Genomic DNA, 12,812 nt, shown 5'->3' with positions numbered 1-12,812 from the left:
GGCGCACCGCTTCCAAGGAAACACCCATGAACTTCTCTTTCCGCGCCCGTGCCCGGCGCTTACCCTCCCTGTTGCTCGCTATGGCAGCAGCGTTCTCCGGTCTGGCTCATTCCCACGGTGGCCACACGCTCCCGGCCGGAGCCAGCCAGGACGTGGGCCGCAGCCCCTGGGGGCCGGGCGACGAGATCGGCCGCCTGAATCTGATCACGCCTGCCTCGCGCGCTGCCATCCTGCAGCGCATCGCAGGCGGCCAGGTCTATGACCTCGCCACCGAGTACTACGTGGGCATGCCGAGCTGGCAGGATGCCGGCGATCCGCACTACCAGTTCTGGATGACGCACACGCCACGCGGCACCGTGGTGGACGACCCCATGAACGTGGGCAAGAGCATGAACACCACGCGCAGCTACACGGGTACGGCGTTCTCCATGTACAGCCATACGGGCACGCACATCGACGCACTCAACCACTTCGGCATACGCGGCAAGATCTGGAATGGCTTCAGTGCCGACGAGCATCTGGGTGACCGGGGTTGGCAGCGCACGGGCATTGAGAAATTCCCGCCACTGGTGGCTCGCGGCGTGCTGATTGACGTGGCAGCGGCCAAGGGGCTGGACATGCTGCCCGACCAGTACCGGATCACCCGGCAGGACCTCAAGGAGGCGCTGGCACGCCAGAACGTAACGCTGCAAAAGGGCGATATCGTGCTGATTCGCACGGGACGCATGAAACTCTACGACCAACCCCAGGCCTATATGGCCAAACCCCCGGGGCTGGGCCTGGATGCCGCACGCTTTCTGGCCGAGGATGCGGGTGCCATGATCATCGGCGCCGACAACCTGAGCCTGGAGACTTTTCCCTCAGAAGTGGACGACGACTATGTGCCGCTGCACAGCTATCTGCTCGCCCAGCAAGGCATTCCCATCATGGAACTGGTGGCCCTGGACGGGCTCTCTCGCGACAAGGTCTATGAGTTCGCCTTCATCGGGGGGCCGCTGAAGATCCGAGGTGGCGACGCCGCGCCGCTGCGCCCGATTGCCATTCCGGTGCGCTGAGAGCGGCGATTGCCGGAGCCAGTCCTCGAGCGCGGCTCAGAAAAACAATGTGCGCACCCAGGGAGCTGCCAGCACGTTCACGGCACCGGCAATCATCATCACCAGCGATGCCATCACGGCCTGCACCTCGCCGGCCTGGCGCGCGCGGGCCACGCCGCTGCCATGGGCGGCTCCGCCCCAGCTGGCGCCCGTGGCCAGCTTGCTGCGGATGCGGGGCAGCACACGCAGTACGGTCTCGCCCAGCAGCATGGCACTGACACCGGTCAGCAGCACGAACAGCGCCGCCAGATCGGTGGGACCGCCCAGCACTTTCTCGGCCTCGATTGCAAACGGTGTCGTGATGCTGCGCACGGCCAGGCCTTTTTGCAGCGCCTCGGACAGGCCGAACATATCGGCAAACGCAATGGTGGTGGAGATGGAGACCAGGCTGGCCACGACCACGCCGGTGGCTATCGACATCCAGTGCTTGCGCAGCAGCTTGCGGTTCTCGTACAGAGGCAGTGCAAATGCCACCGTAGTGGGGCCCAGCAGCCAGACCAGCCAGTGGGTCTGGGCAATGTACTGCGGGTAGCTGACATGGGTCAGCAGCGAAAGACCGATCAGCACCATGGGGGTGGCAACGATGGGCATCAGCAATGGATGAGGATGCTTGCGGTACAGGCGTTTGTTGACCCAGTAGCAGGCTACGGTGGTCAGCAGCGACAGCAGACCGATGACTTCATTCGACAGCATGGCTTAATCCTCGTTCAGGGCAGCGGCATCGCGGCTGGACTTGCGCCTTGCCAGCCACAGCTCGAAGCGATAGACACGATCGACAGCCAGCGCGGTCACGGCCATCACGCAGGCTGTGCTGGCCACGATGACGGCCAGAATGCGCAAGCCCTGGTGACGGATCAGATCGGGGTATTCGGTGACCACAAGCATGGCAGGCACGAAGAACAGCAGCATCTCTGCCAGCAGCCAGTTGGTGCCGCTTTGCAGCCAGCGTGCCTTGACCAGGCCCGAAAAAAGGCCCACTGCCAGTAGGCCGAAACCGATCAGGCCGGCCGGCATGCTCCAGCCGAAATGCTGGCGCAGCACATCCATGGCAATCCAGATGGCGCTGAGCAGGCACACTTGCAGCATGGCCTTGAGCAGTTGCCAGAGTGTCTGGGCAAAAGAATGGCTGCCGCCCTGGGCGCGAGGGGCGACAGCTTCCGTAATCTGTGACATGGGTGAAATTCTAGGGTTTTCACCTATATTCATAAAATGACTTATTTTCATTTTTTCCATGCGTAAAAGGAATTGTCATGGACTTGCGCGCCCTGCGCTATTTCATTGAGGTGGTGCGCCAGAACGGCTTCACCCGCGCAGCCGAAACCCTGCATGTGACCCAGCCCACCATCAGCAAGATGGTCAAGGCGCTGGAAGATGAATTCGGTGGCCGTCTGCTGCTGCGCGAGGGGCGGGGCGTGCAGCTCACCGATGCCGGCCAGGTGGTTTACGACCGCGGACTGGAGATTCTGGAGCAGGCCCAGCTGCTGCGCCGACAGGTGGCCGAGGTGGATCACATCACGCGCGGCGAGCTGTCCCTGGGCATCATGCCCACCACGGGCCATTACATGGCTCCGGTGATCGCGCTGTTCCAGCAGCGCTATCCGGGTGTGAACCTGCAGGTCAACGAGCAGGGCGCGCGCGCCCAGTACCAGCTGATCCAGGAAGGCAAGCTGGACATGGCGCTGGGCCTGTTCGCGGCCCCCGATCCGGCGCTGGAGCGCTACACGGTGGCGCGCCAGAAGACGCGCGTTGTGCTGCCTGCCCAACAGGTCGCTGACCCCGGCCAGCCCATGCGCTGGAGCGATTTGCGCGACCTGCCGTTTGTGCTCTATACCTCGGACTTTGCACTGCACGAGCATGTGCTGCAGCAATGCGAGGCGGCGGGCTTCACGCCCCAGGTCAAGCTGCAGACGCGCTACTGGGACTTCATCGGCCATCTGGTCGCGGCCCAGGTGGGCGTGGCCGTGATGTTCGAGCATGTCATCGCGCGCTACGACCCGCAGCGCGTGGCCAGCCGCCCGCTGGTGGAGCCCGAGATCCCCTGGGATGTGGCGCTGATGTGGCGGCCCGGCTATCTGTCGCGCGCGGCCCAGGCCTGGCTGAACTGCGTGCGTGAGGTGTATCCACAGCCGCTCCTCGGTGCTGCGTTCCCGGATTTTCAAAACTGATAGCTGTTTCCCATTGTCCAGTAAGCGATGCAAGGCTTTCTGATGCTTGATGTCAGTCTCGGCCTTTGTTGCTAAGCTCGCAGCCATGCCCCGCCCGTTCTCTTCCAATCGCTCCAGCAACTTGCGCCGCAGCACCCTGGTGCGCCAGCCTGCGTCCCGGCCCGAGGTCACGCGTCTGCTGTGCTTTCACAAGCCCTATGGAGTGCTCAGCCAGTTCACGCCCGAGGGCAAATGGCAGGGCCTCAAAGACTGGATCGATGTGCCCGGCGTCTATGTGGCGGGCCGGCTCGATGCCGACAGTGAAGGTCTGTTGCTGCTGACGAATGACGGCCAGCTGCAGGCCCGCATTGCCGACCCGCGCCACAAGATGGAGAAGACCTACTGGGTGCAGGTCGAAGGCATGCCGGACGAGACGGCGCTGCAGCGCCTGCGCGACGGCGTCGAATTGAGCGACGGCAAGACCCTGCCCGCCAAGGCCCGCCTGATAGACCCTCAGCCCGGCATGTGGCCGCGCAACCCGCCGATTCGCGTGCGCCAGAACATTCCCGACTGCTGGATCGAGCTCGTCATCCGCGAGGGCAGGAACCGCCAGGTGCGCCGCATGACGGCAGCCGTCGGCCACCCCACGCTGAGGCTGGTGCGGATGGCTGTGGGGCCTTATTCGATTGAAGGGCTGGAGCCCGGCCAGTGGCTGGATGTGTTGCCGCTCAGTGGTTCCTAGCGCAAAGTATCGAGCCGCTGCAGCTCATCTTCATCTTCAGGCAAGGCTGCTGCCTGCCAGCGCGGCAGAGCCGGCCAGGGGCGAAAGCGAATCCAGCCCACTTGCACTTCCTGTAGATTGCCCCGCAGCAATGGAAGAGCGGTCGCCAGCTCGGATTGGCGAGTGCGCACGCATTCGCGCAGCGATTGCATAGCTTGCTGGCCACGCCCGAAAAAGCGCTGTCTGCCCAACCAGTCGGGGGAGGGCTGGCATTGGGCATAGGCCAGTGGCAGGCTGCTGAGCTCTCCTTCCACCACGGAAATCAGGGCCTGCAGGTGCATGTTGAGCTGCTCTTGTGGCATCAGGCCCGCCAGTTGCAACTCCAGCGCATCCTTATGAAAACGATAGCGTGCGGGCAGGGCGGCGCTCAGGGTATAGCTGCCACCGCTGCGCGAGCGGGCATGGTGACTCAGGATGCGACTGCCTTGCTCCAGCATCGGCCGGACCAGCTGCAACAAGGCCTGCTGGTGCTCTGCATCGTTGTGCTTCAGGGGGATGAGCAGCCGCGTGCTGTCATAGCCGCGCCATTGCTCGCGCCAGACCATCCAGCCCGCCGTATGCGGTACGAAGAAAATCAGGATGATCAGGGACAGCATGGGCACAATGCCCGCTGCCAGTGACCAGGCTGCCCTGATCTCGGCAGCGGCAGCGGCCTCCTCACCCAGGCTGACGAGATTGCCGCTCAGCTTGATGAGGGTGGCAAGACTGATGGCAAATGCCAGACCACAGATCAGGGATAGCTGCTCAGGCGAATAAAGGCTATCGGGCAGATGAATCAGGGTGGCCAGTGCGGCGGCGCATCCCAGCAGAGTCACGGCTGCGGACAGCAGATAGAACAGGGCGGATGGGGCCTGCTGCTGGATATCGAAAGCGGGGTTCTGCTCCAGTTCGCGCAGCAACTGCCTGCGGCGCCACCAGCGCAGCGGCTGCCAGAGCAGGGCGCTGACCGCCAGGCCGGCGAGCATGCTGATGAACAGCGCCGAAAAAGCCCATAGCAGCAAGGCTGCCATCAGTAAGAGACCCAGTCCGACCAGCCAGTTCATGCCCGCGATTGTCCTTTTGAATTGATAGCTGCTTGTGTTTGATGGACAAGCAATCTAGCCTGTTTTAAATGAAAAAACGCGCTGCCTGCAATCGCAGGTCAGCGCGATGGTTTGATGCTACAGGTTTAGCTGCAGCTCTTGTTGTTGGCGCCGTGCATGCCGGCGGCCTTGGCATCGGCCTCGCTCATGTACTTGCCGTTCTTGGTCGTGCCGTAGTAACGGGTGCCGGGGCAGTGGTAGATCTTGCTGTCCTCATTGGCCCAGACCTTGCCTGCACCGCCGCCAGGTGCGGCGGTCGCGGCCGGCTTGGCGCCTGCAGCTGCCTTGGCAGTGGCCTGCTGATCAATGCCCTTGCGGCCCGAGCAAGCTCCCTTGGAGGACGCCGCGCTCATGGTGGAGCCATCCTTGCAGACAAAAGTCTGCATGTCCGCCTTGGCAGCGGCAGGGGCCGGCGCAGCCTTGGCTGCCGGTTCTGCCGCCGGCTTGGCGGGCATGGGGGCTGTTTTGGCGGCCGGTGCGGCAGGCACCGCTGCTGGTGCGGGTGCCTGAGCAAGACTCGCCCATGAGCTGCTGACCAGGGCTGAAGCCAGGCAAATTTTCCATAAATTGCGCATACGAACTCCCTCCAATAGATGTGATGTCACAAGGCGTGACAGGCGCATGCTGCTACGGAAGACCTGATTCCGCAAGCCTCGGCCGTCAGGCTTCAGGTCCCGCTGACATAGGGGTTCAGCTTGCGCTCGCGGCCGAAGCTGCTTTCTGGGCCATGTCCGGGGATGAAGATCGTCTGGTCACCCATGGGCCACAGGCGCTGAACGATGGAGTCGATCAGCTGCTGATGATTGCCTTGCGGGAAGTCCGTGCGGCCTATGCTGCCGGCAAACAGCACATCGCCGACAAAGGCTCGGTCGATCTGCGGTGAGTGGAACACCACATGGCCGGGCGTGTGACCTGGGCAGTGGCGCACGTTCAGCGTTTCCTGGCCGATGCTCACCGTATCGCCGTCATGCAGCCAGCGTGAGGGCACAAAAGGCTCGCAGTGGGGAAAGCCGAACATGGCGCCCTGTTGGGGCAGACCGTCGATCCAGAACTGGTCGCCCTCATGCGGGCCAATGATGGGCAACTCGTACTTGGCCGCCAACTCGCTGGTGCCGCCCGCGTGGTCGATATGGGCGTGGGTGATCCAGATGGCCTTGAGATTCAGGCCCAGGCGTTCCACCTCCCACTCGATCTGCTCGATATCGCCGCCGGGGTCGATGACGGCCGCATCCATGGTCTGGTCGCACCAGACGAGAGAGCAGTTCTGTTGAAAGGCTGTGACGGGGACGGTGTGATATTGCAACATGGGTGACTTGTATTTTTCGGGCGTTTGCGTAGTCTCGCGGTCAGCGAACCCCGCAAGCATGACACGGCATGACACGCGCATCAAAAATGCCCGCTCAGATTCTGGCGTCATCCCTCATTTGAGCTAGCATGGATGCGAGTGCCCCATTTTGGTGCGGGCTGCTAAAACGTATTTGTGCTGCAAGGCAGCGGGCAGTCGCTTCATGGGAAGCGGCCCGACACAGTTTCAAGATCGTTCAGGCCGTGCCAATGCCCATGCAATACAAGTTCCTCCCTCGGGCAGGAATGGCAGGGGATGGGTCGGTCTGGAGGAAAACCGTTTTCAAACTCCAGGAGACTCTGCATGTCTACCCCTTCCAGCCAGCCGAGCGGCGCTGACGCCCAGCGTAGTGACGCCCAACGCTCTGGCGCCCAACGCATCGGCATCCCGCGGGAAACATTTCCGTTGGAAAAGCGTGTGGCCACCGTACCCGATGTGGTTGAAAAACTCGTCAAGCTGGGTTTTTCGGTCGCCATCGAATCGGGCGCCGGCGATGCCGCCAACTTCAGCGATGACGCTTATCGCGCAGTGGGTGCCGAGGTGCTGCCCGACGCTGCTGCGGTCTGGACTGCCGCCGACATCATCTTCAAGGTGAGGCCGCCCACTCCGCAGGAGGTTGCCTTGATGCGCGAAGGCCAGATCCTGATCGACTTCATCTGGCCCGCCCAGAACCCCGACCTGATGCAGCAGCTGGCCGCCAAGAAGGTGACCGTGCTGGCGATCGACTCGCTGCCCCGCACGCTGAGCCGCGCGCAGAAGATGGATGCACTGACCTCCATGGCCGGTGTTTCGGGCTACCGCGCCGTGATCGAGGCAGCCAACGCCTTCGGCCGCTATTTCAACGGCCAGATCACGGCCGCAGGCAAGGTGCCGCCGGCCAAGGTCTTCATTGCTGGCGCTGGCGTGGCCGGTTTGTCGGCCATTGGCACGGCGGCCAATCTGGGCGCCATCGTGCGCGCCAACGACACGCGCGCCGAAGTGGCCGACCAGGTCACATCGCTGGGCGGTGAGTTTGTCAAGGTCGACTACGAAGAGGATGGTGCTGGCGGCGGCGGCTATGCCAAGGTGATGAGCGAGGGCTTCCAGGCTGCGCAGCGCCAGATGTATGCCCAGCAGGCCAGGGAGGCCGACATCATCATCACCACCGCGCTGATCCCCGGCAAACCGGCGCCCAAGCTGATCACGGCGGAGATGGTGCAGAGCATGAAGCCCGGCAGCGTGATCGTCGACATGGCAGCCGAGCAGGGCGGCAACTGCGAGCTGACCGTGCCCAATGAAGCCGTGGTGCGCCACGGCGTGACCATCATCGGCTACACCGACCTCGCATCGCGCCTGGCCAAGCAGTCGTCCACGCTGTACGCGACCAATCTGCTGCGCCTGACCGAAGAGCTGTGCAAGGCCAAGGATGGCGTGGCCGTGGTGAATATGGAGGACGATGCGATTCGCGGCCTGACCGTGGTCAAGGACGGCGATATCACCTGGCCTGCTCCGCCCATTGCCCAGGCGCCCAAGCCGGCCCCCAAGCCTGCTGCGGCACCCGTGGAGCAGAAGAAAGGCGGTCATGGGCACGGCGCTGCCGGCCCGCTGCCGGCCAAGACCCTGGCCATTATTTTTGCGATTGCCGCCCTGGCCTTCTGGTTCATTGGTGCCTATGCGCCAGCGGCTTTCCTGGGCCACTTCACGGTGTTTGTGCTGGCTTGCTTCATCGGCTACATGGTGGTGTGGAATGTGACGCCTGCGCTGCACACGCCGCTGATGAGCGTGACCAATGCCATCTCCAGCATCATCGCCATTGGCGCGCTGGTGCAGATCGCGCCGCCGGGCACGGCAGGCACGGGCCGCCCGGATGAACTGATTCGCTGGCTGGCCTTTGCTGGACTTGTGTTGACTGCAGTCAATATGTTTGGCGGCTTTGCCGTGACACGCCGCATGCTGGCCATGTTCCGCAAATAAGAAGAACGAGCACAAGAGAGAAACACCATGTCCCAAAGTCTTGCAACGGTGGCCTATCTGGGGGCTGCCATTTTGTTCATCCTCAGCCTCGGTGGGCTGTCCAACCCCGAAACCTCGCGCCGCGGCAATCTGTTCGGTATGGTCGGTATGGCGCTGGCCGTGCTGGCCACCGTGTTCGGCCCGCGTGTCGATGCTGGCGGCATCGCCTGGATCGTCGGCGCGCTGGTGCTCGGCGGCGGTATCGGCCTGTATGCGGCCAAGGTCGTCAAGATGACCCAGATGCCCGAGCTGGTCGCCCTCATGCACAGCCTGGTTGGCCTGGCGGCCTGTCTGGTGGGCTTTGCCAGTTATGTCGATACTTCCATCCAGCTGGCGGGCGCAGAGAAAGCCATTCACGAGGTGGAAATCTACGTGGGCATCCTGATCGGCGCGGTCACCTTCTCGGGCTCGCTGATCGCCTTCGGCAAGCTCAACGGCAGAATCGGCGGCAAGCCGCTGCTGCTGCCCGCCCGCCACTGGCTCAATCTGCTCGCGCTGCTGGTGGTGATCTGGTTCGGCCGCGAGTTTCTGCATGCCGAAACCGTGGCTGACGGCATGTTGCCGCTGGTCGTGATGACCGCCATTGCGCTGCTGTTCGGCGTGCACATGGTCATGGCCATCGGTGGTGCCGACATGCCCGTGGTGGTGTCCATGCTCAACAGCTACTCGGGCTGGGCGGCGGCGGCCACCGGCTTCATGCTGGGCAATGACCTGCTGATCGTCACCGGCGCGCTGGTGGGCTCCTCGGGCGCCATCCTGAGCTACATCATGTGCCAGGCCATGAACCGCAACTTCATCAGCGTGATTGCGGGCGGCTTCGGCTCCGGTGCTCCGGCCAAGAAGGGCAGTGCCGCTGCGGCTGCCGAGCCCCAGGGCGAAGTGGCGCCCGTCAGTGCCGCCGAGACGGCCGAGATGCTGCGCGAAGCCAAGAGCGCCATCATCGTGCCCGGCTACGGCATGGCCGTGGCCCAGGCCCAGCACACCGTCAACGAAATCACCCGGACCCTGCGCGAAAAAGGCGTCGCTGTGCGCTTTGCCATCCATCCGGTGGCAGGACGCATGCCCGGTCACATGAACGTGCTGCTGGCCGAGGCCAAGGTGCCCTACGACATCGTGATGGAGATGGACGAGATCAACGAAGACTTCCCCGAGACCGATGTGGCCATCGTCATCGGCGCGAACGACATCGTGAACCCCGCGGCTCAGGACGACCCCGAGAGCCCCATCGCCGGCATGCCGGTGCTGGAAGTGTGGAAGGCCAAGACCTCCATCGTGATGAAGCGCTCCATGGCCTCCGGCTATGCGGGCGTGGACAATCCGCTGTTCTACAAGGACAACAACCGCATGCTGTTCGGCGATGCAAAGAAGATGCTCGACGAGGTGCTGGGGGCTCTGAAGAGCTGATGATATGGAGTGGCCTCTGCTGAGGCCTCTGCCCCCTCTGCCGCCTTGCTTCGCAATGCGGGCGCCCGAAATCCCGGGTCGTAGCGTACGCCTGTTCCTGAAATGCCTGCGGTTGTCGGCCGCAGGCATTTTGTCTTTCAGAGATGCTGGACGGCGATCTCGCCCAGCAGCACAGCGGCAATCAGCAGCATCAGCGTGCCCGACAGGCGCGAGACGGCAAGCGCGGCGGCGGGGCGCGAACGCAGCACGCTTTGCGAGCCCCAACCCACGCCGAAGTAGACCACGGCGCAGCTGGCCGCATGGACGGCGCCCAGCACCATGATCTGCGCAAACACCGGCCAGCTGTCGCCGGGCCGCACAAACTGCGGCAGCAAGGCCAGCAGCAGCAACAGCTGCTTGGGGTTGAGGCCGCTGACGCTGGCTCCCTTGACCGTCCAGTGCCAGCGCGTGCCGGTCTCGGCATCGCTGCCGCTGCTGATGGCGGCCGGGCTGCGCCACAGGCCCACGCCCATCCAGGCCAGGTACAGCGCGCCAGTGGCCGTCAGCGCGGTCAGCAGGGCCGGGTTGCGTGCCACCAGGGCGCCCACGCCCGCCGCCACCGCCAGCGTGGCCAGCAGCGCACCGCAGGCCAGGCCCAGCGTGGCGGGCAGCACCAGCCGTCTGCCGCGCAGACCGGCAGAGATCACATAGGCCCAGTCGGCCCCGGGCGTGAGCACCAGAAGAAAGGAGACAGCCCAGAAGGCGGTCAAGGCGGCGTAGGACACGAAATTCCCTCGAAAAGCGTTGATGCCGAGAGAATATGGAAGAGTAGCGAGAATGTGCTCTCAATATTTGCCGTTGACTGGCTTGAAATTGGAAGAAACTGCCTCGTGAACTCGCTGGATCGAAAAATTCTTGCTGCGCTCGAAAACAATGGCCGCCTCACGGTGACCGAGCTGGCCGAGCAGGTGGGCCTGAGCCTGTCGCCCTGCCATCGGCGTGTGCGTGCGCTGGAGGAATCGGGCGTGATTCGCGGCTACCGCGCCGAGCTGGACCCTGCGGCGCTGGGGCTGGATTTTTCGTCGCTGGTCTTTGTCACGCTCAGGGACAGCAAGTCCGTGCCCGCGTTCGAGGACGCCGTGGCCCGGCTCGACAATGTGGTGCAGGCCCAGCGCCTGTTTGGCGACCCGGACTATCTGCTGCAGGTCGTGGTGCGTGATCTGCCGGCCTATCAGCGGCTCTATGACGAGCACCTGACCCGGCTGCCCGGCGTGCTGCGCATGACTTCCACGCTGGTCATGAAGCATGTGGTGACCAACAGACCGCTGACCTCCGCGATGGAGTAGCCATGAAAAAGCGCCGGTGACTTTCGTCACAGGCGCTTTGGGTTAGTTAGATTTGCTATTTATTAAGGAGCTAATTACGCTTGCTTATCAAGGTTTTCAGGTGCTTATATGGCTGAAAACCTTTGACAGAAAGCGCTAGAAGCTACTAAAAAATAGAATTTCCGAATCAGGAACCCAGCTTGAGCGAGCCCTTCATGAGGGCCGAGTGGCCGGGGAAGCTGCAGAAGAAGGCGTAGTCCGTGCCGGCCTTGAGCTTGGCCACGTCGATATCGAACTTGGTGGTCTCGCCGCCACCGATCACCTTGGAGTGAGCCAGCACGCGTGCATCGCCAGCCTTCACATAGTCGGCGCCAGCACCCGCGGCCATGCCGTCGGTGATCACCGGCTGCATATCAGCCGCGGTGCTGACCACGATGTTGTGGCCCATGGCCGTCTTGGGCATCTTGCCCACATGCTTGAGAGTCACGCTGAACTTCTTGCAGGACTTGGGCACATCGATGCTTTTGACATTGAACTGCATGGCGTCGTTGCTCTCGACGACGGCTTCGCAGCCTGCCGCCATGGCGGGCGCGCTCAGGGCACCGGCTGCACACAGGGCCAGGGTCATCAGAATCTTCTTCATTGGCTATTCCTTTTCCTAAAAGCGAAACGGGAACCGCTGTGGCCTTGTCGCCCTCCAGGTTCCGCCGTTCATTCTTTCGGAAACCTGCCCAGCCGGCTCAGTACAACTCATGCTCGCATGGGTTGTACTGTTGCACCTTGCGCTAACTCAATTCGCCGAGCATGCGTGCGTTCACTGCCTTGCGGGTTGCAGCCGGCGTTGCTTGTGCGCTTCAGATCGCCATGTCGTAACCAATGGTGATGGGCGCGTGGTCCGAGAACTTCTCGCCCTTGTAGATGGACTCGGTGCGCGCCAGGGCCGCGATCGCAGGTGTTGCCAGGTGGTAGTCCAGTCGCCATCCCACGTTGTTGGCATAGGCCTGGCCCCGATTGCTCCACCATGTGTAGCAGGCATCCGTGGTGTCGGGCTGGAGCTGGCGATAGACGTCCACCAGACCGCCGCTGATCTCGGTCTTGTGCAGCAGCTTTGTCATCCAGTCGCGCTCTTCGGGCAGGAAGCCGCTGTTTTTCTGGTTGCCGCGCCAGTTCTTCAGGTCTTCCTTCTGGTGCGCGATATTGATATCGCCGCAGAGCACGAAGTCGCGCTCGGCCTTGAGGTGCATCAGGTGGCTGTGCATCTTGGCCAGAAAGCGGAATTTGGCCTCCTGGCGCAACTCGCCCGAGCTACCGCTGGGAAAGTAGGCGCTGATGATGGAGAACTTGCGCCCGGGCGTGTCGAAGCGGGTTTCGACATAGCGGCCCTCGGCGTCGAACTCCTCGATATCGAAGCCCACGACCACATCGCTGGGCTCGTGGCGGGTATAGACACCCACGCCCGAATAGCCCTTCTTCTCGGCAAAGTGGAAGTAGCCCTTCATGCCGGCCAACACCTCGAAGCGCCCGGCCATATCCGAAGCCTGGGCCTTGATTTCCTGGACGCAAATACAATCCGGCGCAGTGGCTTCGATCCAGGCTTCGGCGCCTTTGGTCGTGGCAGAGCGGATACCGTTGAGGTTGAGGCTGGTTAATTTGAACAAGGATGAAT

At 63.0% G+C, this 12,812-nt stretch carries 14 protein-coding genes; 6 read left to right on the top strand and 8 right to left on the bottom strand.

The genetic code is table 11. The annotated features are described in order from the left end of the window. Positions 1-26 precede the first annotated feature (26 nt). The gene (locus DFO48_RS12145) at positions 27-1,055 is read left to right on the top strand and encodes a cyclase family protein (RefSeq protein WP_114863549.1); all 1,029 of its coding nucleotides are present in this window, start codon (positions 27-29) and stop codon (positions 1,053-1,055) included. A gap of 36 nt (positions 1,056-1,091) precedes the next feature. Here the strand turns inward: DFO48_RS12145 and DFO48_RS12140 are convergent, their stop codons facing one another. Both DFO48_RS12140 and DFO48_RS12135 read right to left on the bottom strand, forming a co-directional pair. Beyond that, positions 1,092-1,787: an LrgB family protein gene (locus tag DFO48_RS12140; protein WP_059441595.1), complete on the bottom strand. Its 696-nt coding sequence runs from the start codon at positions 1,785-1,787 to the stop codon at positions 1,092-1,094. 3 nt (positions 1,788-1,790) lie between these two features. Then, positions 1,791-2,267 (bottom strand): CidA/LrgA family protein, encoded by a 477-nt coding sequence (locus tag DFO48_RS12135; RefSeq protein ID WP_114863548.1) that lies wholly within the window; start codon positions 2,265-2,267, stop codon positions 1,791-1,793. A 77-nt stretch (positions 2,268-2,344) separates the two neighbouring features. On the opposite strand from DFO48_RS12135, the gene DFO48_RS12130 reads away from it, so the two are divergent. Both DFO48_RS12130 and DFO48_RS12125 read left to right on the top strand, forming a co-directional pair. Beyond that, positions 2,345-3,259, top strand: coding sequence for a LysR family transcriptional regulator (locus tag DFO48_RS12130; protein WP_114863547.1), 915 nt, complete (start codon positions 2,345-2,347; stop codon positions 3,257-3,259). Between the two features lie 49 nt (positions 3,260-3,308). Continuing rightward, positions 3,309-3,980, top strand: a complete 672-nt coding sequence (locus DFO48_RS12125; protein WP_114863546.1) for a pseudouridine synthase — start codon at positions 3,309-3,311, stop codon at positions 3,978-3,980. On the opposite strand, the gene DFO48_RS12120 is transcribed toward DFO48_RS12125, so the two are convergent. The 3 genes from DFO48_RS12120 to DFO48_RS12110 form a co-directional block, all read right to left on the bottom strand. Next, complete coding sequence (locus DFO48_RS12120; protein ID WP_114863545.1) at positions 3,977-5,062, bottom strand: hypothetical protein; 1,086 nt, start codon at positions 5,060-5,062, stop codon at positions 3,977-3,979. The genes DFO48_RS12125 and DFO48_RS12120 overlap by 4 nt on opposite strands. Positions 5,063-5,187: 125 nt before the next feature. Next, the gene (locus tag DFO48_RS12115; RefSeq protein WP_003074571.1) at positions 5,188-5,556 is read right to left on the bottom strand and encodes a hypothetical protein; all 369 of its coding nucleotides are present in this window, start codon (positions 5,554-5,556) and stop codon (positions 5,188-5,190) included. A gap of 212 nt (positions 5,557-5,768) precedes the next feature. After that, positions 5,769-6,407, bottom strand: a complete 639-nt coding sequence (locus tag DFO48_RS12110) for an MBL fold metallo-hydrolase (RefSeq protein ID WP_003074574.1) — start codon at positions 6,405-6,407, stop codon at positions 5,769-5,771. A gap of 342 nt (positions 6,408-6,749) precedes the next feature. Between DFO48_RS12110 and DFO48_RS12105 the strand changes: the two genes are divergently transcribed. After that, complete coding sequence (locus DFO48_RS12105) at positions 6,750-8,399, top strand: Re/Si-specific NAD(P)(+) transhydrogenase subunit alpha (RefSeq protein WP_233506387.1); 1,650 nt, start codon at positions 6,750-6,752, stop codon at positions 8,397-8,399. A gap of 27 nt (positions 8,400-8,426) precedes the next feature. Next, positions 8,427-9,842: a Re/Si-specific NAD(P)(+) transhydrogenase subunit beta gene (gene pntB / locus DFO48_RS12100; RefSeq protein WP_114863544.1), complete on the top strand. Its 1,416-nt coding sequence runs from the start codon at positions 8,427-8,429 to the stop codon at positions 9,840-9,842. 137 nt (positions 9,843-9,979) lie between these two features. Here pntB and DFO48_RS12095 read toward each other — a convergent pair whose 3' ends face one another. Then, on the bottom strand, positions 9,980-10,606 hold the full coding sequence (locus DFO48_RS12095; RefSeq protein WP_003074580.1) for a LysE family translocator: 627 nt from the start codon (positions 10,604-10,606) through the stop codon (positions 9,980-9,982). A 105-nt stretch (positions 10,607-10,711) separates the two neighbouring features. On the opposite strand from DFO48_RS12095, the gene DFO48_RS12090 reads away from it, so the two are divergent. Continuing rightward, complete coding sequence (locus tag DFO48_RS12090; RefSeq protein ID WP_114863543.1) at positions 10,712-11,167, top strand: Lrp/AsnC family transcriptional regulator; 456 nt, start codon at positions 10,712-10,714, stop codon at positions 11,165-11,167. A 166-nt stretch (positions 11,168-11,333) separates the two neighbouring features. Here DFO48_RS12090 and azu read toward each other — a convergent pair whose 3' ends face one another. After that, positions 11,334-11,789: an azurin gene (gene azu / locus DFO48_RS12085; protein ID WP_003074584.1), complete on the bottom strand. Its 456-nt coding sequence runs from the start codon at positions 11,787-11,789 to the stop codon at positions 11,334-11,336. Between the two features lie 211 nt (positions 11,790-12,000). Next, positions 12,001-12,804, bottom strand: a complete 804-nt coding sequence (locus tag DFO48_RS12080) for an exodeoxyribonuclease III (protein ID WP_114863542.1) — start codon at positions 12,802-12,804, stop codon at positions 12,001-12,003. Positions 12,805-12,812 lie beyond the last annotated feature (8 nt).

Source organism: Comamonas sp. AG1104 (assembly GCF_003350425.1).
Taxonomy (GTDB): domain Bacteria; phylum Pseudomonadota; class Gammaproteobacteria; order Burkholderiales; family Burkholderiaceae_C; genus Comamonas; species Comamonas testosteroni.
This window is presented reverse-complemented; position numbering and strand designations above follow the sequence as displayed.

What these genes read in the sequence shown, in the direction of transcription:
- DFO48_RS12110 (WP_003074574.1), bottom strand. Translation starts at nt 6,407, where the DNA reads ATGTTGCAATATCACACCGTCCCCGTCACAGCCTTTCAACAGAACTGC.
- DFO48_RS12130 (WP_114863547.1), top strand. Translation starts at nt 2,345, where the DNA reads ATGGACTTGCGCGCCCTGCGCTATTTCATTGAGGTGGTGCGCCAGAAC.
- DFO48_RS12135 (WP_114863548.1), bottom strand. Translation starts at nt 2,267, where the DNA reads ATGTCACAGATTACGGAAGCTGTCGCCCCTCGCGCCCAGGGCGGCAGC.
- DFO48_RS12125 (WP_114863546.1), top strand. Translation starts at nt 3,309, where the DNA reads ATGTCAGTCTCGGCCTTTGTTGCTAAGCTCGCAGCCATGCCCCGCCCG.
- azu (WP_003074584.1), bottom strand. Translation starts at nt 11,789, where the DNA reads ATGAAGAAGATTCTGATGACCCTGGCCCTGTGTGCAGCCGGTGCCCTG.
- DFO48_RS12115 (WP_003074571.1), bottom strand. Translation starts at nt 5,556, where the DNA reads ATGCCCGCCAAGCCGGCGGCAGAACCGGCAGCCAAGGCTGCGCCGGCC.
- DFO48_RS12120 (WP_114863545.1), bottom strand. Translation starts at nt 5,062, where the DNA reads ATGAACTGGCTGGTCGGACTGGGTCTCTTACTGATGGCAGCCTTGCTG.
- DFO48_RS12105 (WP_233506387.1), top strand. Translation starts at nt 6,750, where the DNA reads ATGTCTACCCCTTCCAGCCAGCCGAGCGGCGCTGACGCCCAGCGTAGT.
- DFO48_RS12145 (WP_114863549.1), top strand. Translation starts at nt 27, where the DNA reads ATGAACTTCTCTTTCCGCGCCCGTGCCCGGCGCTTACCCTCCCTGTTG.
- DFO48_RS12140 (WP_059441595.1), bottom strand. Translation starts at nt 1,787, where the DNA reads ATGCTGTCGAATGAAGTCATCGGTCTGCTGTCGCTGCTGACCACCGTA.
- pntB (WP_114863544.1), top strand. Translation starts at nt 8,427, where the DNA reads ATGTCCCAAAGTCTTGCAACGGTGGCCTATCTGGGGGCTGCCATTTTG.